Source organism: Micromonospora sp. NPDC047187 (assembly GCF_040643355.1).
Lineage (GTDB): Bacteria > Actinomycetota > Actinomycetes > Mycobacteriales > Micromonosporaceae > Micromonospora > Micromonospora salmantinae.
This window is the reverse complement of record NZ_JBEYUF010000007.1, coordinates 62,422-85,762: the sequence shown is the minus strand read 5'-3', so window position 1 is coordinate 85,762 and position 23,341 is coordinate 62,422. Positions and strand designations below refer to the sequence as shown.

General features: G+C 71.1%; 20 protein-coding genes, 1 tRNA gene and 1 pseudogene. 12 read left to right on the top strand and 10 right to left on the bottom strand.

All coding sequences use genetic code 11. The features are described from left to right. Window positions 1-68 precede the first annotated feature (68 nt). The 5 genes from ABZ794_RS14525 to ABZ794_RS14505 form a co-directional block, all read right to left on the bottom strand. A complete protein-coding gene (locus tag ABZ794_RS14525; RefSeq protein WP_357515832.1) occupies window positions 69-3,719 on the bottom strand; it encodes an adenylate/guanylate cyclase domain-containing protein in 3,651 nt (1,216 codons plus the stop codon). Then, complete coding sequence (locus tag ABZ794_RS14520) at window positions 3,716-4,552, bottom strand: MBL fold metallo-hydrolase (protein ID WP_210780777.1); 837 nt, start codon at window positions 4,550-4,552, stop codon at window positions 3,716-3,718. The genes ABZ794_RS14525 and ABZ794_RS14520 overlap by 4 nt, the downstream gene beginning before the upstream one ends. A 123-nt stretch (window positions 4,553-4,675) precedes the next feature. After that, window positions 4,676-5,137, bottom strand: coding sequence for a RidA family protein (locus tag ABZ794_RS14515; RefSeq protein WP_091403351.1), 462 nt, complete (start codon window positions 5,135-5,137; stop codon window positions 4,676-4,678). After that, window positions 5,134-5,289, bottom strand: a complete 156-nt coding sequence (locus ABZ794_RS14510; protein WP_007466198.1) for a DUF4177 domain-containing protein — start codon at window positions 5,287-5,289, stop codon at window positions 5,134-5,136. The genes ABZ794_RS14515 and ABZ794_RS14510 overlap by 4 nt, the downstream gene beginning before the upstream one ends. A gap of 44 nt (window positions 5,290-5,333) precedes the next feature. Next, the gene (locus ABZ794_RS14505) at window positions 5,334-5,816 is read right to left on the bottom strand and encodes a hypothetical protein (protein WP_210780776.1); all 483 of its coding nucleotides are present in this window, start codon (window positions 5,814-5,816) and stop codon (window positions 5,334-5,336) included. Between the two features lie 722 nt (window positions 5,817-6,538). Between ABZ794_RS14505 and ABZ794_RS14500 the strand changes: the two are divergent. From ABZ794_RS14500 to ABZ794_RS14490, 3 genes and pseudogenes are all read left to right on the top strand, one after another. Beyond that, window positions 6,539-6,991 (top strand): annotated as a pseudogene (locus tag ABZ794_RS14500) (hypothetical protein); the annotation flags it as partial. A gap of 26 nt (window positions 6,992-7,017) precedes the next feature. Beyond that, the gene (locus ABZ794_RS14495) at window positions 7,018-7,995 is read left to right on the top strand and encodes an ArsA family ATPase (RefSeq protein ID WP_210780774.1); all 978 of its coding nucleotides are present in this window, start codon (window positions 7,018-7,020) and stop codon (window positions 7,993-7,995) included. 53 nt (window positions 7,996-8,048) lie between these two features. Then, window positions 8,049-9,200 (top strand): ArsA-related P-loop ATPase, encoded by a 1,152-nt coding sequence (locus ABZ794_RS14490; protein WP_210780773.1) that lies wholly within the window; start codon window positions 8,049-8,051, stop codon window positions 9,198-9,200. A 6-nt stretch (window positions 9,201-9,206) separates the two neighbouring features. On the opposite strand, the gene ABZ794_RS14485 is transcribed toward ABZ794_RS14490, so the two are convergent. Beyond that, the gene (locus tag ABZ794_RS14485) at window positions 9,207-9,527 is read right to left on the bottom strand and encodes a WhiB family transcriptional regulator (RefSeq protein WP_210780772.1); all 321 of its coding nucleotides are present in this window, start codon (window positions 9,525-9,527) and stop codon (window positions 9,207-9,209) included. Window positions 9,528-9,934: 407 nt separating this feature from the next. Here ABZ794_RS14485 and ABZ794_RS14480 point away from each other — a divergent pair, with 407 nt between their 5' ends. Continuing rightward, window positions 9,935-12,382, top strand: coding sequence for a transglycosylase domain-containing protein (locus tag ABZ794_RS14480; RefSeq protein ID WP_210780771.1), 2,448 nt, complete (start codon window positions 9,935-9,937; stop codon window positions 12,380-12,382). A 113-nt stretch (window positions 12,383-12,495) separates the two neighbouring features. On the opposite strand, the gene ABZ794_RS14475 is transcribed toward ABZ794_RS14480, so the two are convergent. Next, window positions 12,496-12,951: a GatB/YqeY domain-containing protein gene (locus tag ABZ794_RS14475; RefSeq protein ID WP_210780770.1), complete on the bottom strand. Its 456-nt coding sequence runs from the start codon at window positions 12,949-12,951 to the stop codon at window positions 12,496-12,498. A gap of 25 nt (window positions 12,952-12,976) precedes the next feature. Between ABZ794_RS14475 and ABZ794_RS14470 the strand changes: the two genes are divergently transcribed. The 6 genes from ABZ794_RS14470 to ABZ794_RS14445 all read left to right on the top strand — a co-directional run bounded on the left by ABZ794_RS14470 (window position 12,977) and on the right by ABZ794_RS14445 (window position 17,650). After that, on the top strand, window positions 12,977-13,870 hold the full coding sequence (locus ABZ794_RS14470) for a metallophosphoesterase (protein WP_238690399.1): 894 nt from the start codon (window positions 12,977-12,979) through the stop codon (window positions 13,868-13,870). 187 nt (window positions 13,871-14,057) lie between these two features. Then, window positions 14,058-14,134 (top strand) — tRNA-Pro (locus tag ABZ794_RS14465). Window positions 14,135-14,242: 108 nt separating this feature from the next. After that, window positions 14,243-14,644 carry a hypothetical protein gene (locus ABZ794_RS14460; protein WP_210780768.1) on the top strand — a complete coding sequence of 134 codons (402 nt, stop codon included), beginning with the start codon at window positions 14,243-14,245 and terminating at the stop codon, window positions 14,642-14,644. A gap of 72 nt (window positions 14,645-14,716) precedes the next feature. Beyond that, window positions 14,717-15,235: a SigE family RNA polymerase sigma factor gene (locus tag ABZ794_RS14455; protein ID WP_357515826.1), complete on the top strand. Its 519-nt coding sequence runs from the start codon at window positions 14,717-14,719 to the stop codon at window positions 15,233-15,235. Beyond that, window positions 15,232-16,677 carry a hypothetical protein gene (locus ABZ794_RS14450; protein WP_357515824.1) on the top strand — a complete coding sequence of 482 codons (1,446 nt, stop codon included), beginning with the start codon at window positions 15,232-15,234 and terminating at the stop codon, window positions 16,675-16,677. The genes ABZ794_RS14455 and ABZ794_RS14450 overlap by 4 nt, the downstream gene beginning before the upstream one ends. Before the next feature lie 148 nt (window positions 16,678-16,825). Continuing rightward, window positions 16,826-17,650 (top strand): class I SAM-dependent methyltransferase, encoded by an 825-nt coding sequence (locus tag ABZ794_RS14445; protein ID WP_210780765.1) that lies wholly within the window; start codon window positions 16,826-16,828, stop codon window positions 17,648-17,650. Window positions 17,651-17,718: 68 nt separating this feature from the next. Here the strand turns inward: ABZ794_RS14445 and ABZ794_RS14440 are convergent, their stop codons facing one another. Beyond that, window positions 17,719-18,192: a hypothetical protein gene (locus ABZ794_RS14440; protein ID WP_210780764.1), complete on the bottom strand. Its 474-nt coding sequence runs from the start codon at window positions 18,190-18,192 to the stop codon at window positions 17,719-17,721. Window positions 18,193-18,342: 150 nt separating this feature from the next. Here ABZ794_RS14440 and ABZ794_RS14435 point away from each other — a divergent pair, with 150 nt between their 5' ends. Continuing rightward, window positions 18,343-19,626: an MFS transporter gene (locus ABZ794_RS14435; protein ID WP_357515821.1), complete on the top strand. Its 1,284-nt coding sequence runs from the start codon at window positions 18,343-18,345 to the stop codon at window positions 19,624-19,626. A 283-nt stretch (window positions 19,627-19,909) separates the two neighbouring features. Here ABZ794_RS14435 and ABZ794_RS14430 read toward each other — a convergent pair whose 3' ends face one another. After that, the gene (locus tag ABZ794_RS14430; protein WP_210780762.1) at window positions 19,910-21,616 is read right to left on the bottom strand and encodes a bifunctional metallophosphatase/5'-nucleotidase; all 1,707 of its coding nucleotides are present in this window, start codon (window positions 21,614-21,616) and stop codon (window positions 19,910-19,912) included. A gap of 279 nt (window positions 21,617-21,895) precedes the next feature. On the opposite strand from ABZ794_RS14430, the gene ABZ794_RS14425 reads away from it, so the two are divergent. Next, complete coding sequence (locus tag ABZ794_RS14425) at window positions 21,896-22,693, top strand: alpha/beta hydrolase (RefSeq protein WP_357515819.1); 798 nt, start codon at window positions 21,896-21,898, stop codon at window positions 22,691-22,693. A 35-nt stretch (window positions 22,694-22,728) separates the two neighbouring features. Here the strand turns inward: ABZ794_RS14425 and ABZ794_RS14420 are convergent, their stop codons facing one another. Next, window positions 22,729-23,244, bottom strand: coding sequence for a histone deacetylase (locus ABZ794_RS14420; protein WP_357515817.1), 516 nt, complete (start codon window positions 23,242-23,244; stop codon window positions 22,729-22,731). Window positions 23,245-23,341 lie beyond the last annotated feature (97 nt).

Here is a 23,341-nt window from a genome sequence, read left to right as displayed (position 1 = left end):
GGCGGCCCGAATTCTGACCCAAACCTCTTGATCAACAGCGGAGGGTGAGGGGGCAGGGGGTTAGGGGGTTAGAGCTGGGCGGTTGTTAGGCGGGTGTGGAGGGCGTCGGCTGCGGCTCGTTCGCTGCGCTGCTCGGTGGCGTACGCCAGGCGGACCGCCTCCTGCGCACACGACAGCGCCTCCGCCGGGCGACCGCAGGCGGCCAACGCCTCGGCCAGCACACTCGCCGCGATCACCTGGCTGCGCACGTCCTCGGCCGGCGCGGTGACCGCCCGGCGCGCCCAGTCCAACGCCTGCTCCCGCTGACCGTGAGCGAGCAGCGCCGCAGCGTACTGGGCCATCGTCTGACGGCGGGAGAAGAGCAGCGACGGGGCGTTCGCGGCGGCCGTGGCCACCGGGGCCAGCAGCCCGACCGCTGTCGCCGAGTCGCCGGCCGCGAGACGGGCCGTCGCCAGCAACACCCGGGGCGCCACCTGCGCCGGCGCCTGCGGGTTGTGCGGCTCCACTGCGGTCAGCACCGCGCGGGCCACCCGCTCGGCCGTCTCGCAGTCGCCCATGTCCAACGCGACGAAGCCGCGCAGTGTGCCGGCCATCCCGGTGAGCAGCGGATGCGAGGTGCGCTCCGCGTACGCCAGGGCGTCGGTGAGCAGGTCCGCAGCGTGCTCCGGCTCGCCCAGGCCACGCGCCACCACCGCCCGGACCACCAGGGCGAACCCACGCCCCCAGTCGTCGGACGCGGCGGCGAACTCCCGGTACGCCCGCCGGGCCTCCCGGTCCGCCTCGGCCAGGTCACCCAGCTCGGCCGTGGCGAACGCCGCCACCGCCCGCAACGTGCCCACCGCCCACGCCTCACCGACCCGCTCGCCGAACGGCAGGAACACCTGCGCCATCCGACACGCCTCGCGCAGTCGACCGGCGAGCAGCCGGGCGAACGCCGTGGTGCCACGCAGCCAGGCCCGCCCGTACGGGTCCTTCAGCTCGGCGAAGAGCCGGGCGGCCCGGCCGAGCACCGCGTCGGTCCCGGCGAAGTCACCCCGGGTGGTGGTCACCCAGGCCAGGTTCTGCAGGGACCACGCCTGCCCACGTCGGTCCTGCGCACCGAGGCTGACCTGGTACGCGGCCGCCAACCGGCTGCTCGCCTGACTCAGCCGCCCCGCCACGAAGTCGGCCATGCCGAGCCGGCGCATCGCTGTGGCCCGCTGCGTGGGCAGCCGCCCCTCGGTGGCCACCTGCAACGCCTCCTGCCAGGCGGTCACCGCCCGGCCCTGATCGCCGAGGGTCTCCTGGGCCTGCCCCGCCAACAGCAGCGCACTGACCCGGGTGACCTCGTCCCCCGCGTTCGCGGCGATCTTCTCGGCGTACGCCAACGCATCGGTGACCCGGCCGACCTGGAGCAACGCTCGGGCGTGCACCACCCGATCGGCTGCCGGCACCCCGTCGCGGGCCAGTTCGGTGGCGCGCTCGGCGTACTCGACGGCCATTGCCGGCTCACCGGCGGAGAGCGACCGGCGGGCGGCCCGGCCGAGCGCGGCCACGCCGAGCGGAACCACCGCCCGGGCCGGCGCGTCCGGACGTAGCTTCACGGCGTCGGCGAGCGTGGCGGCCCGCTCGACGTGCGTCGCCACGAAGTCGTCCCGGGCCTCGTCGGTGAACCCGCCCACAGTGCTGGCAGTGGTCTCGTCCGCCGGAGCCGCCCAGCGGGCCAGCGCCGCGTGTCGCTCGGCCAACTCGGCCTTGCTCACCCCGGCGTACGCGGCCTCGCGCATGAGCGGTGTGGCGAACGAGTAGCCGGCCCGCGAGCGGTGCAGCATGCGGCGTTGCAGCAACTCCTCGACCGCCCGGTCGAGCTCGACCGCGACCACTGCCGACGGCCGGCCGTCGCGACCGCCACGCTGCTCCCGCATCGCCTCCAGCGCGCCGGTCGGCACCGTGTCACCGGTGACCGCGGCGTCGCGCAGCACCGACCGGGCGTCCGGCGGCAACGCGTCGATCCGGGCCGCGAGCACGGCGGCGAGGTCCCGGGAGAGCAGTCGACTGCCCAGCGAGCCCGGTACCAGCCGCCAGCCGGTCGACCCGCTCTGCTCCCGCTCGCCGGAGCCGGACCGATCCACCGTGGCACCCCGCGTCGAGGCGGCGCCGCGCACTGATTCCGTGGTGAGCGCGCCCCGTTCGATAAGCAGCGTGACCAGCTCAGCCAGGTAGAACGGATTGCCCTGCGCGGTGGCGAGCAACCTGTCGGTGTCGGCCTGCGGCAGCTTGCCGCCGCCGAGGTAAGTCGTGAGCAGCCGGGCCGCGTCGGCACCGCGCAGCGGCGGCAGCGAGTGCACCTCGGCGTCCGCGACCCGGGTCAGCGCGCCAGCGGTACGCACCAACTCGGGCCGGCCGAGCAGCAGCACCAGCACCGGGCCGGTGAGCCTGGACAGGGTCAACCCGAGGGCCTTGATCGTCTCGGCGGTGGCATCGTGCAGGTCGTCCACCACGATCACCAGCGGCGCCTCCGAGGCGAGCCCACTGAGCAGGTCGGCGACAGCGTTCGGCACCACCTCGGCGTCCGCGGCCGGGGTGCCCGATCCACCCCACTCACCGCTGTCGCTGCCACCGTGCGCCGGGAGTTCGGCGTAGCCGAGCAGGGCCAGCAGTTGCTCCGTGGAGATCGGCGGTGTCTCCGCACCGGAGCGGGCGAGCCGCTGCCCGAGCCGGCGCAGCCGCTCCTCGACCGCCGGGCGGGTCAGCGCTGTGGACGCGTCGCTGGGCAGACCGACGGCGGCCCGCACCAGATCGGCCAGGGGCGCGAGCCGTCGCCGCTCACCGAACGCGGCACAGCGCACCGAGAGCACCCGGGCCCCGGTGTGCGCCGCGTACCGGCCAGCACCGACGTCGTACCCGGCGGCGAGGCGCTCCACCTCGGCGGCGAACCGGGACTTGCCGATGCCCGCCTCGGCGGTCATCAGCAGCACCCGCGGGTCGCCCTGGTCGATCACCTCGGCGAGCCGGCCGGCGACCCGACCGATCTCCGTCTCCCGGCCGACGTACGGCGCCTCGTCGCCCAGCCCCGAGCGGGTGCCCGGCGCGTCCAGCAGACCCAGCAGCTCGTACGCCTCGACCGGCTCACGCTTTCCCTTGAGCCGCAGCGGGCGCAGCGCCCGCCAGGAGGAGACGTGTCTGGTGGCCGCGGCGGTACGACCACCTGCGTAGACGGCCCCGACGGCGGCGGCGTCGGCGAGCCGGGCCGCGGTGTTCACCGTGTCGCCGATGACCGTGTATTCAATGGCGGCCTGGATGCCCGCGATGACGTCGCCGGTGTTCAGCCCGACTCGCAGCCCGAGCGGCGCGCCGCCGCCCCGCTCGTCGTCGAGCACCCGGCGGACGGCCCGTTGCATGGACAGTGCGGCCCGGACGGCACGTTCGGCGTCGTCCTCGTGCGCCACCGGGGCGCCGAAGACCGCCATGATGCCGTCACCGGTCAGCTTGTCGACGTGCCCGCCGAACGTCTTCACCGCACCGGCGAGGGCGGCGAGCACCCGGTCGGTGACCGCGCCGACGCGTTCCGGGTCGAGATCCTCCGACCAGGAGGTGAACTCGGAGAGGTCGCCGAAGAGCACTGTCACCACCCGGCGCTCGGCCGCCGGCAACGTGGCGGCGGCCGGCAGCGCGGCGCCACAGTTGTGGCAGAACCGCGCGCCGGGAACGGCAACGGTTCCACACACGGGGCAGGTCACATGTGCTCCAACCCACTGACCCCGGGCGCGGATTCCCCGGTGTCGACGCCCAGGTACTCCAGCTGCGCCCGGACCGACCATTCGGCTGCCCACCAGAGTGAGCGGTCCACGTCCGCGTAGACGGTCGCCACCACGTCGGCGGGGGTGTGGGCGCCAGCGGCGACCGCCGCCCGGACCTGGTCGAGCCGGGCCCGGCGGTGGGCGAGGTAGAAGTCGGCCGCGGCGGCGCAGTCGGCCAGTGCCGGGCCGTGTCCAGGCAGCGCCGGGATCCCCCGGTACGCCGAAAGCAGCTCCAGGCTGCTCAGATAGTCACCGAGGTGACCGTCGGGATGGGCGACCACGGTGGTGCCCCGGCCGAGGATGGTGTCACCGGTGAGCACCACCCGCTCGTCGCCGTGCTCGACCAGGAAGCAGACCGAGTCGGCGGTGTGCCCTGGCGTCTCCAACAGACTGATCTGCAGACCGAAGCCGCCGAAGTGCTCGCCCGGCTCGGTCAGCGGCTCGCCGCCGATGGTGTGCGCCGGGTCGACGGCGAGCACGTGCACGCCGCCGAGCAGCTCACTCAGCCGGGCCGCGCCCTCGGTGTGGTCGGGGTGGCCGTGGGTGATCAGGATCAGCCCGACCGGACCGTGTTCGGCGATCCGGGTCAGGTGCCCCTCGTCCGCCGGCCCCGGGTCGACCACGATGCCGGACTCGGCCGCCGGGGCGCGCAGCACCCAGGTGTTGGTGCCGTCGAGGGTCATCGGCCCCGGGTTCGGCGCACGCAGCAGTGAAACCCAGCGGGGCAACTCGTCGGCAAGCGCCGCCACCGCCCCCGTCACGTGCCCGCTCATGGCTGCGATCGTACGACCCCGCCCGCCACACCCCACGATCTTGCACTTGCGGCCCCTGATTCATCCCGGTTCAGGGCTTTCGTCCGAGCAGGAAGTGCAAGATCGGGGGGCGATGGGGACGTGTCAGGCGACCTCGACGATCAGCTCGATCTCCACCGGGGCGTCCAGTGGCAACTCGGCCACACCCACCGCGCTGCGCGCGTGCCGGCCGGCCTCCCCGAAGACGGTGCCGAAGAGATCCGAGGCACCGTTGATCACGGCGGGCTGACCGGTGAAGCCGGGCGCGGAGGCCACGAAACCGGTCACCTTGACCACCTTGACCACGTTCTCCAGGCCGACCAGCGAATCGACAGCGGCCAGCGCGTTGAGCGCGCACCGCTGGGCCAGATCCTTCGCCTGCTCGGCGGAGATCCCGGCGCCGACCTTGCCGGTCGCCAGCAACTTGCCCTCGGCCATCGGCAACTGGCCGGAAACGTACACGTGCTGCCCGGACTGCACGGCCGGGACGTAACTGGCCACCGGCGGCACGACCTCGGGCAGGTCGAGACCCAGCTCGGCGAGCTTCGCGTGCGGACCGTTGCTCACGCCTTGGGCCGCTTCAGGTAGGCGACCAGCTGGTCCGGATTCGGGCCGGGGACCACGGCGACGAGCTCCCACCCGTCCTCGCCCCAGTTGTCGAGGATCTGCTTGGTCGCGTGGACCAGCAGCGGGACCGTGGAGTATTCCCACTTCTGCATCGCTGAAGGGCTCCCTCTCGGTGCGGAATTGTTCGAGGGACAGCCTACGGTCCGCTGGCCGGACGAGGTACGGGACGCTGCTCCGGCGCGGCCGGCAGCTCCCCGCAGCGCCCTTCGTGCTCGTACCCCTGAGGGCAGCGGGACCGGTCGGGCAGCAACAGGTCACAGAAGACCCGGTGCCGGTTGTTCTGATCGTCGGCGTTGGAGACGGTCGTCTCGCCGGCGTCCAACTCGGGCAGGAAACCCAGGGACACCGCGACCCGGCCGGCCAGCACGGTCGCCGCCGCCAGGTTCGGCACCCGGATCGGCAGGTGGATGACGAAGCCCGGCTCGTCGTCCTCGCGGGTCCGCTCGGCGGGCTGGCTCGGCACCCGGGCCGTCTCCGCCTGCTCCGGCATCCGGCGGTACGACCGTTCGTTGATCGGCTGGTTGGTGACCTGCCCGCCGGCCTCGACCACGGACCCGGGCCGGCGAGGCCGGTCGTTCGTCGGGAACTGGGTGCGAGGGATGTTGTCCGCGTCGCGCATGTACTGCCTCCGGTCGTACCTCTCGGACCATGCTTCCGGTCCGGACCCATTCGTCCGTTCCGGCCCCCGCACCGGGACGAAGGTAGGTCTGTGGCAACGGTCCCGCCAACAGGACGCGCACAAGAGGTCACCAACAGTCACATATGCGACACACCGCAGGTCGGGGGCCCGACACCGAAACCGACGCGGGTACCGCTCACCGGATCGCTGGCCCGCTCGGCAGGCAGGGGCGACACCGATCCGCTCATCGACCGCTACCCTTCCGGTCGGACGGTCGCGCTGCGCCCGGCCGCCCGCTCGATCACGCTCGGCGCCAGGGGTGGCGGCGGGCGCCGCACCCCTGGGGGAACGACATGACCCACCCGCCCAGCGGCGACCAGGCCGGCACACCCGCTCACCCGCCGGTCCACCACCCGGATCCCGCCGGTCAGCCCGGCGCGCCGACCATACCCAGCCAGTCGACCCCCGCTACGCCGCCCGGGCAGCTCGCTCTCCCCGCCGCCCCCGCCCAGCCGGCACTCTCCGCCGGCCCCACCTCACCGGCCTTCCCGGGGCAGCACAGCGGCCCCGGCCAGCCGGCCTTCCCGGGGCAGCCTGGCGGCCCCAGCCAGCCGACAGGGCCTGGCGGCCCCACCTCGGCCGCCGCACCCACGCAGCCGGGTGCCCCGAACTCCTCATCGATCCCCCCGGCCCCGCCCGCCTATCCGCCCTACCACGGCACGGCCGGGCCGAAGAAGAAGCGCGGTCTGCTGATCGCGGCCATCGCCCTGGTCGTGATCATGGTGCTCTGCGTGGGGGGTGGCGTGGTGGCCTTCCTGACCCTGCGCGACGTCGAGACCGGCGAGGGTGCCAAGGAGCCGGCGGTCGCCGTCGACGAGTTCCTCACCGCTGTCTACAAGGATCGCGACGCGACGAAGGCGGCCGGTCACGTCTGCGCCGCTTCCCGCGACGACGACAAGATCGCCGCGAAGGTTGCCGAGGTGGAGAAGTACGCCGCCACCTACCAGAACCCGCGCTTCCGCTGGACCACCCCGAAGGTTGACAACCAGACCGGGGAACGGGCCACCGTCTCCACCCGGCTCACCATGACCACCGCCGACGAGAAGGTGGCCGACCAGGAGTTGCGCTTCACTGTGGTGCAGAAGACGGGTTGGTGGGTCTGCGAGGTCGCCTGACCGCCCAGCCTGGATAGGCTCGACGGGTGTGTGCAGCTGAGCGTCCGATCGACCCGGCCGGTACCGGATGGCCCGCCCGTCTCCACGTGGTGACCGGCAAGGGCGGCACCGGTAAGACCAGCGTGGCGGCGGCGCTGGCCCTCGCGCTGGCCGCCGGCGGCCGGCGCACCCTGCTGGTCGAGGTCGAGGGGCGGCAGGGCATCGCCCAACTGTTCGGCATCGAGCCGCTGCCCTACGAGGAGCGGCACCTCGCCGACGCGCCGGACGGCGGTGAGGTGCGCGCACTCGCGGTGGACGCCGAGGAGGCGCTGCTCGAGTACCTCGACATGTTCTACAAACTGGGCGCGGCGGGCCGGGCACTACGCAAGCTCGGCGCCATCGACTTCGCCACCACCATCGCGCCCGGCCTGCGGGACGTCCTGCTCACCGGCAAGGTGAAGGAGGCCACCACCCGCACCACCGGGCAGCGGCGCGCGTACGACGCGGTGGTGCTGGACGCCCCGCCGACCGGGCGGATCGGCCGGTTCCTCAACGTGACGGCGGAGACCGCCCGGCTGGCCAAGGTGGGCCCGATCAAGACCCAGAGCGAGGGGGTCGCCGCGTTGCTGCGGTCCCCGATGACGGCGGTGCACGTGGTCACGCTGCTGGAGGAGATGCCGATCCAGGAGACTGTCGACGCGATCGCCGATCTGACCGCCCTCGGCTTCGGCGTCGGGAAGGTGCTCGTCAACGGAGTCCGACCGCCGGTGCCCGCCGGAGCGGCGGTCACCGCCGCGGAGTTGAAGCGCGGGCTGGTCGCCGCCGGGCTGCCGGCCGATCGGGACATCGTGGCCGGGTTGCACGATGAGGCGCGTGACCAGCTCATCCGGCGCGAACTGGAAGATTCGCTCCGCGCCGACCTGGTGGAGTTGGGGCTGCCGATGATCGAGCTGCCGTTGCTGCCCGACGGGGTTGATCGGGCGGGGCTCGCGACGCTGGCCCAGGCCCTCGTCCGCGCCGAATGACTCACACCTGAGCGCAGCACGGGCGCGCGGACCCACCGGCCCGATACGCTCGATTGGTGCCTTCCGAAGACGCGGCGCCGCAGCTGGACGTCGACCAGATCCTCGCCGACCCAGGCGTGCGGATCGTCGTGTGCTGCGGTGCCGGCGGAGTGGGAAAGACGACCACGGCCGCGGCGCTGGCGCTGCGGGCGGCCGAGCATCACGGCCGACGCACTGTGGTGCTCACCATCGACCCGGCTCGCCGGTTGGCCCAGTCGCTGGGCCTGACCGAGCTGGACAACACCCCTCGCCAGGTCAAGGGGATCGACGTCGAGAGCAGCGGCGGCGAGTTGCACGCCATGATGCTGGACATGAAGCGCACCTTCGACGACGTGGTGTTGCAGCACACCGACCCGACGAAGGCCGCGGAGATCTTCGCGAACCCGTTCTACCAGGCGATGAGCTCGACCTTCGCCGGCACACAGGAATACATGGCGATGGAGAAGCTGGGTCAGTTGCACGCCCGGGGCGAGTGGGACCTGATCGTGGTGGACACTCCACCGTCCCGCTCGGCACTGGACTTCCTGGATGCGCCGGCTCGGCTCTCCCGTTTCCTCGACGGCCGGATGCTGCGACTGCTGCTGGCCCCGGCGCGCAGCGGCGGGCGGAGCATGTTCAGCCTGGTCACGGCCTCGTTCGGGATGTTCTCGAAGGTGGTGCAGAAGGTGCTCGGCGCGCAACTGCTCACCGACCTGTCCGGCTTCGTGGCGGCACTGGATTCGATGTTCGGTGGTTTCCGGCAGCGCGCCGAGCAGACGTACCGCATCCTGCAGGCGCGGGAGACGGCCTTTCTGCTGGTCGCGACGCCGGAGCCGGACGCGGTCCGGGAGGCCGCCTACTTCGCGGGCCGGTTGCGGGACGAGCGGATGCCGCTGGCCGGCCTGGTGCTCAACCGGGTGCACCGCCCGACGGTCCCGGAGCTGGACGCCGAGCAGAGCCGGGTCGCCGCCGAGCGGCTGACCCAGCTGGGTGGGCATGAGGCCACCGCCGACGTGCTGCGGGCGCACGCGGCGTTGGCTCGTCAGGCGGTACGCGAGCAGCAGGTCGCCGCGCGCTTCACCGAGGCGTTCCCGGCCGTGCCGGCAGTTTCGGTCACGGCGCAGCCCGCCGACGTGCACGACGTCGACGGGCTACGGACGATCGGCGCGGCGATCAGCCGGCCGTGACCGGCGTCAGTTGGCCGCGCTGACGAGAATCTTGTCCTTGCCGGTCTTGTCCTTGCTGTTCTTCTTCATCGCGGCCTCGAACATCTTGCGCCAGCTCGTCACCTGGGGGTGACGACGCAGTAGCGCGCGCCGTTCGCGTTCGGTCATGCCGCCCCACACACCGAACTCGATCCGGTTGTCCAGCGCGTCGGCCAGGCACTCGTACCGAACTGGGCAGCTCCGGCAGATCCGCTTCGCCACGTTCTGTTCGGCGCCCTGTACGAACAACGCGTCCGGGTCCCCGTTCTGACATGCCGCCAGCGACGGCCAGTCAGTGATCATGCCCATGTGTACACGTCCCCCCTTGCAGTACCTACCGACCTCGTCGATGCACGTCAGCCGGCAATTCCCCCCGATCGCCCGGCCTGCCTTCCCCAAGGCGGCGCGGACGACATGTGGCGCTGTCGCCGCCCCCATCATGCTCTGTAGTCGACTGATTACGCAACGTTGTCGACGAAATCCATCATTCCGGACACTCCCGGCTTCCCGGGCCTTCTACCGCCGGTTACCCCGCCGAGGTCAGCGATAACGCTGCGCCACCTCACTGAATCGGAGGAGACTCACGCCAGGTCACACGCAACCAAGCACCGGGGGTCGTGCGTTTAGCACAACGAGGGCAGCGCGCGCAGGAAATGGGGAAAGAACGCCCCAGCGCCCCTCGTTCCCTACTCGCGTACCCTGTCGAGGTGACCTGGATGCGGAAACGTGACCACAATGTGCTGACCAACGCCGCATCGCTAGCCGTGTGTGGCCTGCTGGCCGGCGTGGTGGTCGCTGCGGCGGCCTTCCCCGCGGTAGCGATGTCCGGCTTGGCCGCGAAGGCCGGCGCCGAGACATTCGGTGCCCTGCCCACGGAGCTGACGGTGGCCCGCGCGCCACAGATCAGCTACCTGCTGGCATCGGACGGCAAGACACCGCTGGCGACGATGTACGACGAGAACCGACGGGACGTCAAGCTCCCCGACATCTCGCCGGCCATGCAGAAGGCCATCATCGCGGCCGAGGACCATGAGTTCTACAAGCACAACGGCGTCGACATCAACGGTGTCGCCCGCGCGTTCGTCAACAACCAGAGCGAAGGCTCGGGTCGGCAGGGCGCGTCGACGCTGACCATGCAGTACGTCCGACTGGCCATCGCCTACTCGGCCACCCACCCGGCGGACGTCGTCGCGGCGACCGAGGACACCAGCGCCCGCAAGCTGCGCGAGATGCGGCTGGCCCTCCAGGTCGACAAGGAATTCTCCAAGGACGAGATCCTCACCCGCTACCTCAACCTCGCCTCGTTCGGCAACGGCGCGTACGGCATCTACGCCGCCAGCCAGGTCTACTTCGGTAAGCCGCCGAGCAAGCTGAAGATCGAGGAAGCGGCGTTGCTGGCCGGCATGGTCAAGGCGCCGACGACGAACGACCCGACCACCGAGGCCGGTTACCCGCTCGCGCTGGATCGACGCAACTACGTCATCCAGAACATGGTCGACATCAAGGCCATCACCCAGCAGGAGGCCGACGCCGCCAAGGCGACCAAGCTGGTCGTGAAGGACAAGCGCACTCCGAACGGCTGCGTCGCCGCCAACGTCAACGAGTGGGGCTTCTTCTGCGACTACTTCTACCGCTGGTGGATGGATCAGGAGACGTTCGGCTCGACCACGTACGACCGGGAGCGCCGACTGAAGAGCGGCGGTTACACCGTCGTGACCTCGATCGACGTTCAGGCGCAGCGGGGCGCGGACAAGGCGGTCCGTAAGGCCAAGAGCGTGAACAGCAAGGAAGCGGCAATGGTCGCGGTCGTCGAGCCGGGCACCGGCCGGGTTCGGGCGCTCGCGGTCAACCGGCAGTTCAAGCTCGACGACCCGAAGAACCCGAAGAACAAGCTCTCCAGCGACCCCGCGAAGAGCAAGAAGAAGATCCGGGGCAACTACCCGGCGACGGTCAACCCGCTGCTCACCGGCGGCAACGGCATCACCGGCTACCAGGCCGGCTCGACCTTCAAGATCTTCAGCATCGTCGCCGCGCTGGAGAAGGGCATCCCGCTCGGCTACACGATGAACGCGCCGCAGCAGTTCAAGTCGGAATACATCATCGACAGCAGCAGCCCGGCGGCCTGCAAGGGCACCCACTTCTACTGCCCGACCAACTCCGGCCTCAAGGCCGGCGGTGTACAGAACATGTGGAGCGCCTTCAGCGCGTCGATCAACACCTACTTCGTCCCGCTGCAACAGCAGGTCGGCGCGGAGAACGTGGTCGACGCCGCCCGGCGGGCCGGCATCCAGTTCCGGGCGAGCAACGACGCCAAGTTCGCCGCCACCAAGGAAGCCGCCCACCAGTGGGGCGCCTTCACCCTGGGTGTGTCCTCCACCACCCCGCTCGACCTGGCCAACGCGTACGCGACTCTCGCGGCGGACGGCAAGTACTGCGAGCCGATCCCGGTGCAGGAAATCCGGGACCCGGAGGGCAACAAGCTGGACATCGCCAACCCGCGCTGCGAGAAGCGGTTCAGCACCGAGGTGGCCCGCGCCGCCGTGGATGCCGCCCGCTGCCCGGTCGGCGACAACTCCAGCACCAGCAAGTGCGGTGGCAGCCGCACGGCCGGCGTCGTGAAGAGCATCGTCGACGCGCCGGTGGCCGGTAAGTCCGGCACCACCGACTCGGAGAAGACGGCCGCCCTGGTCGCCATGACCAAGCAGTACTCGGTGGCCGGCATCATGGCCGACCCGGACTGGCCGCAGACCAATGTCAAGATGAAGCACGCCCAGAAGGACGGCATCAACCCGCCGGTGTACGAGACGCTGCGGGATGCCATGAAGGGCAAACCGCGGATCAAGTTCGAGCCGCCGGGCCAGAAGATCTCCGAGGGTGACCAGCGCAGCATCCCCGACGTGAAGTGCGTTTCGGTGGATCAGGCAAAGTCCCGGCTCAAGGGCGCCGGCTTCGAGCCGGTCGTCTCCAGCGCGAAGGTGCCGTCCTCCTGCAAGGCGGGCGACGCGGCCGGCACCAGCCCGGACGGACGCACGATCAAGGGTGGTGTGGTCACCATCCAGGTCAGCAGTGGGGGCGGCGGTACGCCGGGCAACACCGACGGCACTCCGGGCGGCCAACCCGGCAACCAACCCGGACGACCCGGCAACGGCCGTCCGAACGGCTGAGCCGACCAGTAGGACGAAACGGGCGGGCACCCTCCTCGGGTGCCCGCCCGTTTCTTCTGTCCGGACCAGGAGCGGCTACGACAACGTCATGCCGCCCCGCTGACCCCGCCGGGTCAGAGACCGAGCTGTCGGCGTACCTCGGCGGCCACCCGGCCACCCTCGGCCTGGCCCGCCACCGCGGCCTGGGCCGCCTTCATCGCCGGGCCCATCTGGGCCTTGCCGGTGAAGCCGCCGGCGGCGAGCGCCCCCGACACCAGCTCGGTCAGGTCGGCGTCCGAGAGCTGCTTGGGCAGGTAGCGGTCCAACACCTCACCCTCGGCGCTCTCCTTCGCTGCCTGTTCGGCGCGCCCGGCGTCGGCGAAGGCGGTGGCCGCCTCCCGACGCTTCTTGGCTTCCTTGGTCAGCACCGCGAGCACCTCGTCATCGGTGAGCTCGCGCTTGGCCTTGCCGGCGACCTCGGCGGTGCCGACGGCGGCCAGGGCCATCCGCAGCGTGGAGGTGGTCAGCTCGTCACGCGCCTTGAGCGCGGTACGCATGTCGGCAGTGAGGCGGTCCTTCAGCGTGCTCATGGACGGTCAAACTACCCTGAACGCCATGCGAAAGCGCACACTATTCCGGCTCGCCGCCGGAACCGCCACGATCGGCGCGGCCACCCTCGCGTACGCGTCGCTCGTCGAGCGCAACATGTTCACCCTCCGGCGGTACGACGTGCCGGTGCTTCCGGCCGACGCGGAGCCGCTGCGCGTGCTGCACCTGTCGGACCTGCACATGATGCCCGACCAGGCGCGCAAGCAGCGTTGGGTGGCATCGCTGGCCGCCCTCGACCCCGACCTGGTGGTGGTCACCGGCGACAACATGGCGCACCCGGGCGCGGTGCCCGGGGTGCTGCGGGCCCTGCAACCACTGCTGGACTACCCGGGCGCGTTCGTGTTCGGCTCGAACGACTACACCGGGCCGGTGCTGAAGAACCCCTTCACCTACTTCCTGCCCGACCGGGAGTACACCGAGGGCGTCGAGCTGCCCTACGAGGAGTTGCGTCAGGTCTTCACCGGCTCCGGCTGGGCAGACCTCAACAACGCCCGGACCACGCTGAAGGCTGGCGGGCGACAACTCGACCTGGTCGGCGTCGACGACCCGCACATCGACCGGGACGACTACCCCTCCGTCGCCGGCGCGGTGTCGTCCTCGGCGGACCTCTCCATCGCGCTGACGCACTCACCCGAGCCACGGGTGCTCGACCAGATGGCGGCGGACGGCTTCGGGCTGCTGCTGGCCGGGCACACCCACGGTGGTCAGGTCTGCGTACCGGGCTTCGGGGCGCTGGTGACCAACTGCGGCCTGCCCCGCTCGATGGCGCGCGGCCTGCACCGGTGGCCGGGCTCGGACTCCTGGCTGCACGTCTCCGCCGGCCTCGGCACCCACCCGACCGCCCCGATCCGCTTCGCCTGCCCCCCGGAGGCCAGCATCCTGACCCTCATCCCCCGCTGACCGTCCCGCTGCCCGGCCGGCCGCTTCACGATTCGCGCACCATCAGGGATGTTGCTGCCTCGGCGTGTCGTGAGGCAGCAACATCCCGGAAGTTGTGCGGATCTTGGCCACCCTGGGCGGGGCCGGGGCGGCGGGGGTACCGAGTTTGACCATCGGAGCGGGTGGGCTACTATTTGTCGGCACGCCTCGGGGTGTGGCGCAGCTTGGTAGCGCGCTTCGTTCGGGACGAAGAGGTCGTCGGTTCGAATCCGGCCACCCCGACCAGAGGTAAAAGGCCAGGTGAGATCTTCTCTCACCTGGCCTTTTTGTTTGCCCCGGCAAGCCCTGTCGACCGATTCCCGTGCGACGGCTGCGTGGCTAGCGTCCGCCTGTATGACCCACCCTCAGACGCCTGCGCCGTGGATCCCGCCCGACGGCCCGGCAGGGGCGCCCCTTGCGACCCCGCAGGCCAGCCGCGCCACCCCCGTCTCCTTTCTGGCCGTGTACGTGTTGGCGGGCCTGGCGACGGTGTGTTGGGCGGGAGCGGCGTACAGCGCCCGGCTGATCTTCCTTGGCCGGGACATGGTCGAGGGTCTGCTGAGCTTTATCGGACTGCTGGGTCTCGCCGCAGGTGAAGTGTTCGCGTTGCTGTTCACCATCACCGCTGCTTTCGAGTTGCGCGGGCGCAACTCGCCTCGTGCGGCCCTGGCGGCCGGTCTGGTCGCGGTCACCGGAGTCGTCGCGACGATCGTGTTCCTGATCTGGGTGTCAACGACCGCGAGTACCGATTCGTAGCAACCGGCTCTCGCCTTCAACCTTCTGACCCTCGCCAGAGTCGTGAGAGGTAACCAATCAAGGCGGGGGCTCATGGCAGTTGACGACGAGCATTTTCGAAAGTTCGTCGAGACGCGCTACGTGGATCTCTTGCGCGTGGCGTACCACCTCACCGGCTCGACCCAGGATGCAGAGGATCTGGTGCAGGCCGCGCTGGTGAAGGTGATGCGTCGGTGGCGGCGGGTCGACGATCCGATGGCCTACCTGCGACGAGTCATGATCAACCACCACATCAGCGTCTGGCGTCGCCACCGGATGCACGAGGTGCTGACGTTCTTCTTTCCCGAGCGGCCCACCCGGGACATGACCGAGACGGTTGCCGAACGGCGCGCTCTCTACGAGGCGATGCAGGAGCTGACACCTCGTACCCGTGCGGTGATCGTGCTCCGGTACGTGGTCGATCTGCCGGAGGCGGAGGTAGCGGCCACTCTCGGCTGCTCGGTCGGGTCGGTCAAGAGCCGCGCATCACGAGGATTGGCTCGCCTGCGTCTGGCGCTGGCAGCTGATCCAGCACCGACCGGGACGACGAAGATGACGGGGGTAGCACAATGACGGTCGACGATGAGCTGAGCCGGGCCCTGGCCGAGTTGAGCCGGACACTGACCCCGCAGCCAGACCCGTACGGCCGAGCGACGGCGCGATACCGACGGAGCCGGCAGCGACGCCTCGGCGGCCTGGTTCTGGTCCTCGCAGTCTCCGTTGGGAGCACGGCCTTCGCCATCGCCAGCCCGGGCCGGACCACGCAGCTACCGGCCGACCCGTCCGAGTCCATCGCACCCGTGCTGGCGTGGTCGGACCGACTCCTCCAGTCGCCGCCGCGCGGTGCCGTCGCCGGGGACGACAGCTACGTGCGTCAGCTCTCTGAACAGTTGTTGGCCGCCCAACGCCGAGGAGAGTTCTCCCGCCTGACGGTGCCGGTGAGCGGGGTGAAAGTCCTCTTCGCCGACGACGTGGACGGCCACCGTATCGCCCTCGCCGCCTTCGTCCGTAACCAGCCCGATCCGGTCACCGGCTGGCCGAGCGCCGCGGTGTGGCTGGTCGCCGACGAGGGTGCCAGTGCCCAGGAACTGGCCAGCACCGCCTCCGTCAGGGGGGTAAGCGACGCTCTGGAACCCTACGAGAGCCTGTCCGTGGACGGTCCGAAGGCGGCACACGTGGCGATCGCCCCGGCCGGCTGCGTTTTCCTCAGCTCACCGCTGCCCGACGGCGACACCTTCAGGTGGGCCCCGGAGCCGACCGGGTCCTACCTGGTCCGTACCGCGCGGGCCCAGCGGCCCGAGTGGTGGCGGGTCGACTGCGGCGGGGTGACTCGCAAGATAACGCCCGGTCCAGGTTCGCTGGCCTCCACGCCGATCACCGACGCTCAACTCGCGACGGCGATGTCCCGCGTACGCGGCAGTGTCGAGCAGCAACGTGCCCGGGATTTGGTGTACCAGTGGGCACAGTCGGAAGGTTACCGCCTGACCGCCCTTCCGAGCGTGGTGTGGGGCGGGCACCTCGCTGGCCTCCCTATCAGCCCGGCCGACGGGTCGCCCAGCGCGACAGAGCCGTCGGTGGAGGACGCCCAGGTGACGGTCCTGGCTGCTCCCGCTGTGGGCGGCGATTGGGTCGGCGAGGTGTCGATCGCCCCCGATCAGCCACGGTCCGACGGCGTGCTCAGCACTGGCACCTCCTTCACCGCTACCGCCGACCCGACCGATCCCGGTGGCGTGCTGGCCGTGTCCATCGACGATGACACCGGCGGCAGCGAGGGCCAGCAGATCCTGCTCGTGGTGACGCCGGCAGCCGCCACCACCGTGCGCGTCCTGCGCGACGGGCAGCAGGTGGCGAGGAGCGCCGTCAGCGGCTCCGGGACGGCCATGCAGGTGCCCCGCCCCACCGCGGGCCTTGTCGTGGAGGCGCTCGACGCATCCGGCGGGACGATTGCCAGCGGTCAGGTGTCCAAGCAGGGTGCACAACGGACAACCGAGACCGACACCTGGAACGAGGAGTGACTGCCCCGCGACGGCCGCCGGCACGTGACGCCTTTCGGACACCGCCCTGACAGCCTTCACCTGCTGGTATAGGTGTTTCTACCGATCCCTCGAGTGGCTGCCGCCCCTAGCGTCAGTGGCACACCACACTGTCCGAGGGAGACCACCGATGACCATCGCACCCGATCTCATCGCCGTGAAGGCACGCCAGCAGGTGACGTGGGCCAGCGGTGACTACGGCGCGGTCGCCGCGCTCATCCACCCGATCTCCGAGCTTCTGGTGACCGCCGCCGACCTGTCGGCCGGCGCCCGCGTACTCGACGTGGCGACCGGGTCCGGCAACGCCGCCATCGCCGCAGCCCGCTGCGGGTGCGTCGTGACCGGCGTCGACTACGTACCCGAACTGTTGGAACGCGGCCAGGCCCGCGCCGCCGCGGAACGACTCCCGGTCACGTTCGTGACCGGCGACGCGGAACGGCTGGCGTACGCCGACGGGTCCTTCGACGCGGTCCTCTCCGTCGTCGGGGTGATGTTCGCGCCGGACCAGGAGCGGGCGGCGGCCGAGCTGGTCCGGGTCTGCCGGCCCGGCGGCACTGTGGCGCTGGCGTCGTGGACGCCGCAGGGCTTCATCGGCGACCTGTTCCGCACTGTGGGGCGGCATGTGCCACCACCGGCGGGGTTACGCCCGCCGGTCGAGTGGGGCGACGAGGACCGGGTCCGCGAACTGCTCGGCGCGGCCGTGGGTGAACTGCGGGCGGTACGCCGGGAGTTCGTCTTCCGCTTCGGCACACCGGAGGAGTTCGCCGACTTCTTCCGGGTCAACTACGGGCCGACGTTGAAGGCGTTCGAGGCGCTGCCCGAGGAGCGACGCCCGGCCCTGCACGCCGATCTGGTGGAGCTGGCCCGCACCCACAACCGTGCCACCGACGCCACGGTCCGCATCCCGGCGGAGTACCTGGAGGTCGTGGCGCGGCGGACCCCCGACCCGGCCTGACGCCCGTCCGCGCCACCCCGTTCGAGGTGGCGCGGGCCGGTCAGTCCTGCCGCTCGGTGCGCGCGACCTCAGTCCTGCCGCTCGGTGCGCTCGATCTCCGCGAACGCGGCGGCAAGGTAGTCGTCCAACGGCACGCCGGTCGCCGCCAACAGGTCGGCCACCAGCAGCGGAGCGTGTCGGGCCAGCACCGACGCGTCCGGCGGTGACTCGTCGCCGTCGGGGTCGTACACACCCAACGCGCCGGCCAGCAGGACGAGCACCACGTGCGGGTCGACATCCGTTCGCCACCGAGTCGACTCCTGCACGCAGTGGGTCAACACCTGGCGGATGTCGTCGCCGGTCAACCCGTCCGGATGGCTCTCCTCCAGCAGCAACCGGACCACCGCGCCGAGCACCAGGCCGGAACGCTCGTCCGCGGCGAGACCGCCGACCGCCTCGTCGTACGCCTGACCGTCGCGTGCCTGGGCAGCGGCGACGGCCGTCGTTGCGGTCAACGCGATGGCGCGGGCGGTAGCGGGCAGATGTCGCCAGGTGCCGGTCATCGCGCCAGCATCGCAGACCCGGCGGACACCGACCGACCGCGATCAGAGCGAGTGGATCAACGTGGGATTGGTCACCAGTCGGTCCCGGTGACCGTGAGGCGTGGCCAAAACGGTTCGCGCTGCGTCAGACCCACCGAACACAATGCCGGCATGCTGCGTCGTGCCCTGCCCCGCCGTTCGGAAGCTCGCCGGATCCTCCTCGGCACACTGCTGTCGGCGATCGGGCGGGGTCTGACCCTGCCGTTCCTGTTCATCTACCTGACCGACGTACGCGGGCTCACCGACACCCGCGCCGGGCTCGTCATCGGCTGGTACGGCGTGGTCACCCTGGCCCTGTCGCCGCTGGGCGGGACGCTGATCGACCGGATCGGCGCCCGCCGGGTGGTGGTGCCCTGCCTGCTGATCGAGGCGATCGGCACCGGCTCGTTGGCGCTGGTCCACTCGACGGGCTCGGCCCTGCTGGTGATGACGGTGGTCGCCATCGGCAGCTCGGCGATCTGGTCCGGGCAGAACACCATCCTCGCGTCGCTGACCGACGACGATGAGCGGCAACGCGTCTTCGGGTTGAACTTCGCCCTGCTCAACCTCGGCATCGGCATCGGTGGCATGACCTCCGGCGCGATCGTCGACACCGCCCGGCCCGGCACCTTCCAGGCGATCTACCTGCTGGACGCGGTGACCTACCTGATGCCGGCGCTGATCCTGCTCACCCTGCCCGGCGTGGGCCACCGACTCGGCAAACGTCGAGGCGTCGACGAGCCGTCGCCCGGTGGCTACCTGACGGTGCTCCGCGACCGCCCGTTCCGGCGGCTGGTGATCTTCGGGCTGATCCTCACCACCTGCGGCTACGCGCAGGTGGAGGTGGGCTTCGCCGCGTACGCGGTGCGGGTGGCCGAGGTGAACCCCCGGGTCGTGGCCTGGGCACTAGCTGCCAACACCGTGATGATCGTGCTCGCGCAACTGCTGGTGATCCGCCGGATCGAGGGGCGCAGCCGCACCCGGGCGTTGGCGGTGGTGGGAGCGGTGTTTGCCGCCGCCTGGCTGGTCCTCGGCGCGGCCGGCCTGGTCAAGGCTGAGAGCGCCGTGCTGGCCGCCCTGTGCGTGGTGCTCTGCTCGGCGATCTTCGGTTTCGGCGAGACGATGCTGTCCCCGGTGATGCCCGCACTGACCAACGCGCTGGCCACCGACGAACTGCGCGGCCGGTACAACGCGATGAGTTCGATGATCTTCGGAATCAGCGGTGTGATCGGCCCAGTGACCGCCGGCCCACTCATCGGCGCCGCCAACGGCATGGTCTGGGTGGCGACGGTGGTCGGCGGCTGCCTGGTCGCCTCGCTGGTCGCGCTGTCCCTGCGCCGGCTGCTCACCACGGAGCAGGACGGCCTCGCGACGACCACCCCGGCATCTCCCACCCCCACGCCCGCCCCCGCCTGACCTCGAAGACCCCGCCGCACCGCCCGCGACTTGCACGCATCCGGCGCCTCACCAAGCACGCCACCCCGCACCCCGCACCCCGCGCAACTTCCCGGAAGTTGGTGCCTCGGGCACGCGGGAGCCAGCAACATCGGGGAAGTTGCGCGGATCTTCCTCATTGGCCTCGCCATTGATCTTGCCCGGAGGGGCGCGAGCGGGCAGGCACGGCGCGGGCAGGCGGGGTCTGGGACGGGTCGGGCCCCGGAGCTGGTGCTCCGGGGCCCGATGTCGCGGGGGTCGGCCGTCAGGCGGCGGGGACCTCGGCGGTGGTGCGGATCCGGTCCAGCGTCGGTGCGGAGACCGGCGACTGGGCGGTCAGGTAGTCGACGAAGGCGTCCAGGTCGATCTGGCCGGTGACCAGGTTCGTGCCGCCGGTGAGGGCGCTGAAGCCGTCGCCTCCGCCGGCCAGGAAGTTGTTCACCGTCACCCGGTAGGTGGCGGCGGTGTCGACGGTGGTGCCGCCGAGGCTGAGGCTGCCCCTGACCACGCGGGTGCCGGCGCACGGGTCGGCGACCGTACCGGTGGTGCCGTTCGGGTCGACGACGTAGCCCACTGAGGCCGACGGGTAGAGCGTCCGGCCGGTGACGAACTGCTGCTCCAGGACGCAGTAGAGCTGCGCGCCGGTGAGGTCCAGTGTCACCAGGTTGTTGGCGAACGGCTGGACCGTGAACGCCTCCTCGTAGGTGACCGGGCCGGCGTCGAGGTCGGCCCGGACCCCGCCCGGGTTCATGAGGGCGGCGACGGCGTTCTGTTCGTCGTCGGTGGCGGCGAGCTGCGCGTCGGCGATCAGGTTGCCCAGTGGCGATTCGCCCAGGCTCGTACCGAATAGGGTTTCCTGGCTCCGGGTGATCGCCTCGTTGGTCACGCCGACCTGGCGTCCGGCGACCGGGCCGAGCACGGTCTTGTACCGGTTGATCAGCGCGGTCTGCCTCGGGTCCTTGGCGACGTCGCGGGTGACCACGACATTGTTCGCGGCGGCGGAGATCACGTCCCCGCTCCGGCGATCGATCTTCAGGTCGATGTCGGTGACCAGGCGACCGAACGAGCTGGCGCTGGTGACCAGCTTGCCGTTGATGTCGCAGTTGTACGCCTGGTGGGTGTGCCCGCTGACCACCACGTCGATCGACGGGTCCATCCGGTTGGTGATGTCCACGATGGGGCCGTTCATGCCGACGCAGTCGTTGATCCCGCCGGTCGCGGCCTGGGTGCCACCCTCGTGCAGCAGGACGACGATCGCCTGTACGCCCTTGCGGCGCAGCTCGCGCGCGTACCGGTTGGCGGTGTCCGCCTCGTCGGCGAAGCTGAGGCCGGCGACGCCCTGCTGGCTGACGATCTGGGGGGTGCCTTCCAGGGTCATGCCGATGAAGCCGACCTTGACGCCCTCCACCTTGTGGATCGCGTACGGCGCCATCAGCGGCTTGCCGGTCGCGGTCTTGAACGCGTTCGCGGACAGGTACTGGAAGCCGGCCCCCCGGTACGGGGTGCCGTCGATGCAGCCGTCCACCGGGTGGCAGCCGCCGTTCTGGATTCGCAGCAGCTCGGCGGCGCCTTCGTCGAACTCGTGGTTGCCGACGCTGGCGTAGTCCAGCCCGGCCATGCTCAGCGCCTCGATGGTCGGCTCGTCGTGGAACGCGGCCGAGAGCAGCGGGGACGCACCGATCAGGTCACCGGCGGCGACGGTGATGGTGTTCTTCTTCTTGGCTGCGGCGCGCAGCTCGGCAAGGTGGGTGGCCAGGAACTCGACGCCACCCGCGGTCTGCCCGGCGATGGTGCCGCTGGACCCGCTCGGCGGTTCGAGGTTGCCGTGGAAGTCGTTGAGGGCGAGCAGGGTGACGTCGACCGGCTTCGGCCGCGCGTCGGCTTGCTCAGGGCTGGTGGCGACCGCGCCGAAAGCGGCCACCGCGAGCGCGGTCAGGGCAACAGCGGCCCGACGCATCCCGGGTATGAACATGGATCTCCTTGTGAGAATCGGCGCGTACGGTGCCCGGCCTCTGGGTCGACCGGGGCCGCCGACGGACGCCGTCGAAGGGGTCGCGGATGACGGTGGTTGAGCATGGCCCCCGCCCCGACAGCCTCTCATCCGGACGCCCACCGGTCGACCCGGGCAGCGCATCGGAGCAGCGCGTACGCCGAGGCCGCTATCGATCATCGTTTAACGCGGTCTGCCGGACAACGTCGGACCCAGGGTCTAGAAAGGACGGGACAGCCTACGAGGAATGGGGGCGGCATCGTGAGCGGAACGACACCCGTGGCGGAGCAGGTGCGGTCGGTCGACGGCACACCCATCGCGTTCGAGCGGTCCGGTGCCGGGCCGGCGGTCGTCCTCGTCGGCGGCGCGTTCAGCGATCGCAACGCGACCCGCGACCTGGGTGCGGCACTGGCGCCGGATTTCACCACCTTCAGCTATGACCGTCGCGGTCGGGGCTACAGCGGCGACACCGCGCCGTACGAGATCGGCCGCGAGATTGACGACCTGGCCGCCCTGATCGCGGCGGCGGGTGGTTCCGCCGCCGTCTACGGCATCTCCTCCGGGGCTGTCCTGTCCGCCCTCGCCACCGCACAGGGTCTGCCGGTCACCAAGTTGGTCATGTTCGAGCCACCGTTCCAGGTCGGCCCGCACGTGGGCGTCCGCAAGGACATCACCCCGCAGCTCATCGAGCTGATCGCCGCCGACGACCGGGACGGCGCGGTGGAGACCTTCCTCAGCGCCTCGGTGGGGCTGCCGGCCGAGCAGATCACCGGGATGCGGTCGCAACCGATGTGGGGTGGGCTGACGGCGGTCGCGCACACCCTGGTGTACGACGCGATCGTCACCGCCGGAGGGCGCCTCCCCGTCGAGCGGCTGGCGGCCATCACCGCGCCCACGCTCGCGGTGGACAGCACCGGCAGTCCACAGTGGTTGCGGGACGCGAGTCGGGCGGCGGCCGAGGCCGTGCCGGGCGGACGGTCCGTGAGCCTCGACGGCGGTTACCACGACGTGCCGCCGACGACGCTGGCCCCCGCGCTGCGCGAGTTCCTGCTCGGTTGACCGCACCAGCGGCCGACGGGGTGCGAGCCAACGGGTCAGCCGGCGGCCAGCGCCTTGTCGACCAGGGCAGCGACGGCGTCCGGTGGCCAGGCGCCCGCCACGCCGGGCCGGGCCGCCAGGTAGGTGGCGATCCGCTCGGCGGGCCAGCCGTGCGACTCGCGCAGCCCTCGGGCGATCATGCCGAGGTAGACCGGCGCGGGAGGTCGGCACGGCACGGCTGACGCCCCCTCCGGGGCGGTGAAGGTGAGCATCGGAACACCGTCGCGGCTGCCCGGGCAGATCAGCGTCTCGTACCGCCCCGGGCCGAGCGTGGCCCGTCCGTCGGCGACGGCGGCGTCGATGGCCGCGCCGGTCGCCGGGATCAGCTCGGTCGTGTCGGCCGGCGGGCGGTACATCTCCTGCGCCGCGATGTCGGTGAACTGCTCCAGGGTGACCAGGTAGGCGCGGGCCGCGGCCTCGCCCGGCAGGTGCGGGTCGTAGAAGGCCATGCCGCCGGTCCAGGCACCGGACTCGCCGGCGAAGTAGATGCCGCCGGGCAGCGACACGGGCATCGATCGGCTGGGTGGACGCCGGTCGCGGCAGCCCGGGTATGTCCGCTTCCCGCCGGGTGGGCAGCCGCCAGCGATGTACCAGCCCAGCCGGGCGGCG

Excerpts from the sequence above, each read along its gene's own strand:
- ABZ794_RS14450 (WP_357515824.1), top strand. The coding sequence starts at position 15,232 with ATGACGGTCGACGATGAGCTGAGCCGGGCCCTGGCCGAGTTGAGCCGG.
- ABZ794_RS14440 (WP_210780764.1), bottom strand. The coding sequence starts at position 18,192 with ATGACCGGCACCTGGCGACATCTGCCCGCTACCGCCCGCGCCATCGCG.
- ABZ794_RS14480 (WP_210780771.1), top strand. The coding sequence starts at position 9,935 with ATGCGGAAACGTGACCACAATGTGCTGACCAACGCCGCATCGCTAGCC.
- ABZ794_RS14505 (WP_210780776.1), bottom strand. The coding sequence starts at position 5,816 with ATGCGCGACGCGGACAACATCCCTCGCACCCAGTTCCCGACGAACGAC.
- ABZ794_RS14435 (WP_357515821.1), top strand. The coding sequence starts at position 18,343 with ATGCTGCGTCGTGCCCTGCCCCGCCGTTCGGAAGCTCGCCGGATCCTC.
- ABZ794_RS14455 (WP_357515826.1), top strand. The coding sequence starts at position 14,717 with ATGGCAGTTGACGACGAGCATTTTCGAAAGTTCGTCGAGACGCGCTAC.
- ABZ794_RS14510 (WP_007466198.1), bottom strand. The coding sequence starts at position 5,289 with ATGCAGAAGTGGGAATACTCCACGGTCCCGCTGCTGGTCCACGCGACC.
- ABZ794_RS14470 (WP_238690399.1), top strand. The coding sequence starts at position 12,977 with ATGCGAAAGCGCACACTATTCCGGCTCGCCGCCGGAACCGCCACGATC.
- ABZ794_RS14445 (WP_210780765.1), top strand. The coding sequence starts at position 16,826 with ATGACCATCGCACCCGATCTCATCGCCGTGAAGGCACGCCAGCAGGTG.
- ABZ794_RS14460 (WP_210780768.1), top strand. The coding sequence starts at position 14,243 with ATGACCCACCCTCAGACGCCTGCGCCGTGGATCCCGCCCGACGGCCCG.
- ABZ794_RS14475 (WP_210780770.1), bottom strand. The coding sequence starts at position 12,951 with ATGAGCACGCTGAAGGACCGCCTCACTGCCGACATGCGTACCGCGCTC.
- ABZ794_RS14430 (WP_210780762.1), bottom strand. The coding sequence starts at position 21,616 with ATGTTCATACCCGGGATGCGTCGGGCCGCTGTTGCCCTGACCGCGCTC.
- ABZ794_RS14520 (WP_210780777.1), bottom strand. The coding sequence starts at position 4,552 with ATGAGCGGGCACGTGACGGGGGCGGTGGCGGCGCTTGCCGACGAGTTG.
- ABZ794_RS14485 (WP_210780772.1), bottom strand. The coding sequence starts at position 9,527 with ATGGGCATGATCACTGACTGGCCGTCGCTGGCGGCATGTCAGAACGGG.
- ABZ794_RS14420 (WP_357515817.1), bottom strand. The coding sequence starts at position 23,244 with ATGCCCGTGTCGCTGCCCGGCGGCATCTACTTCGCCGGCGAGTCCGGT.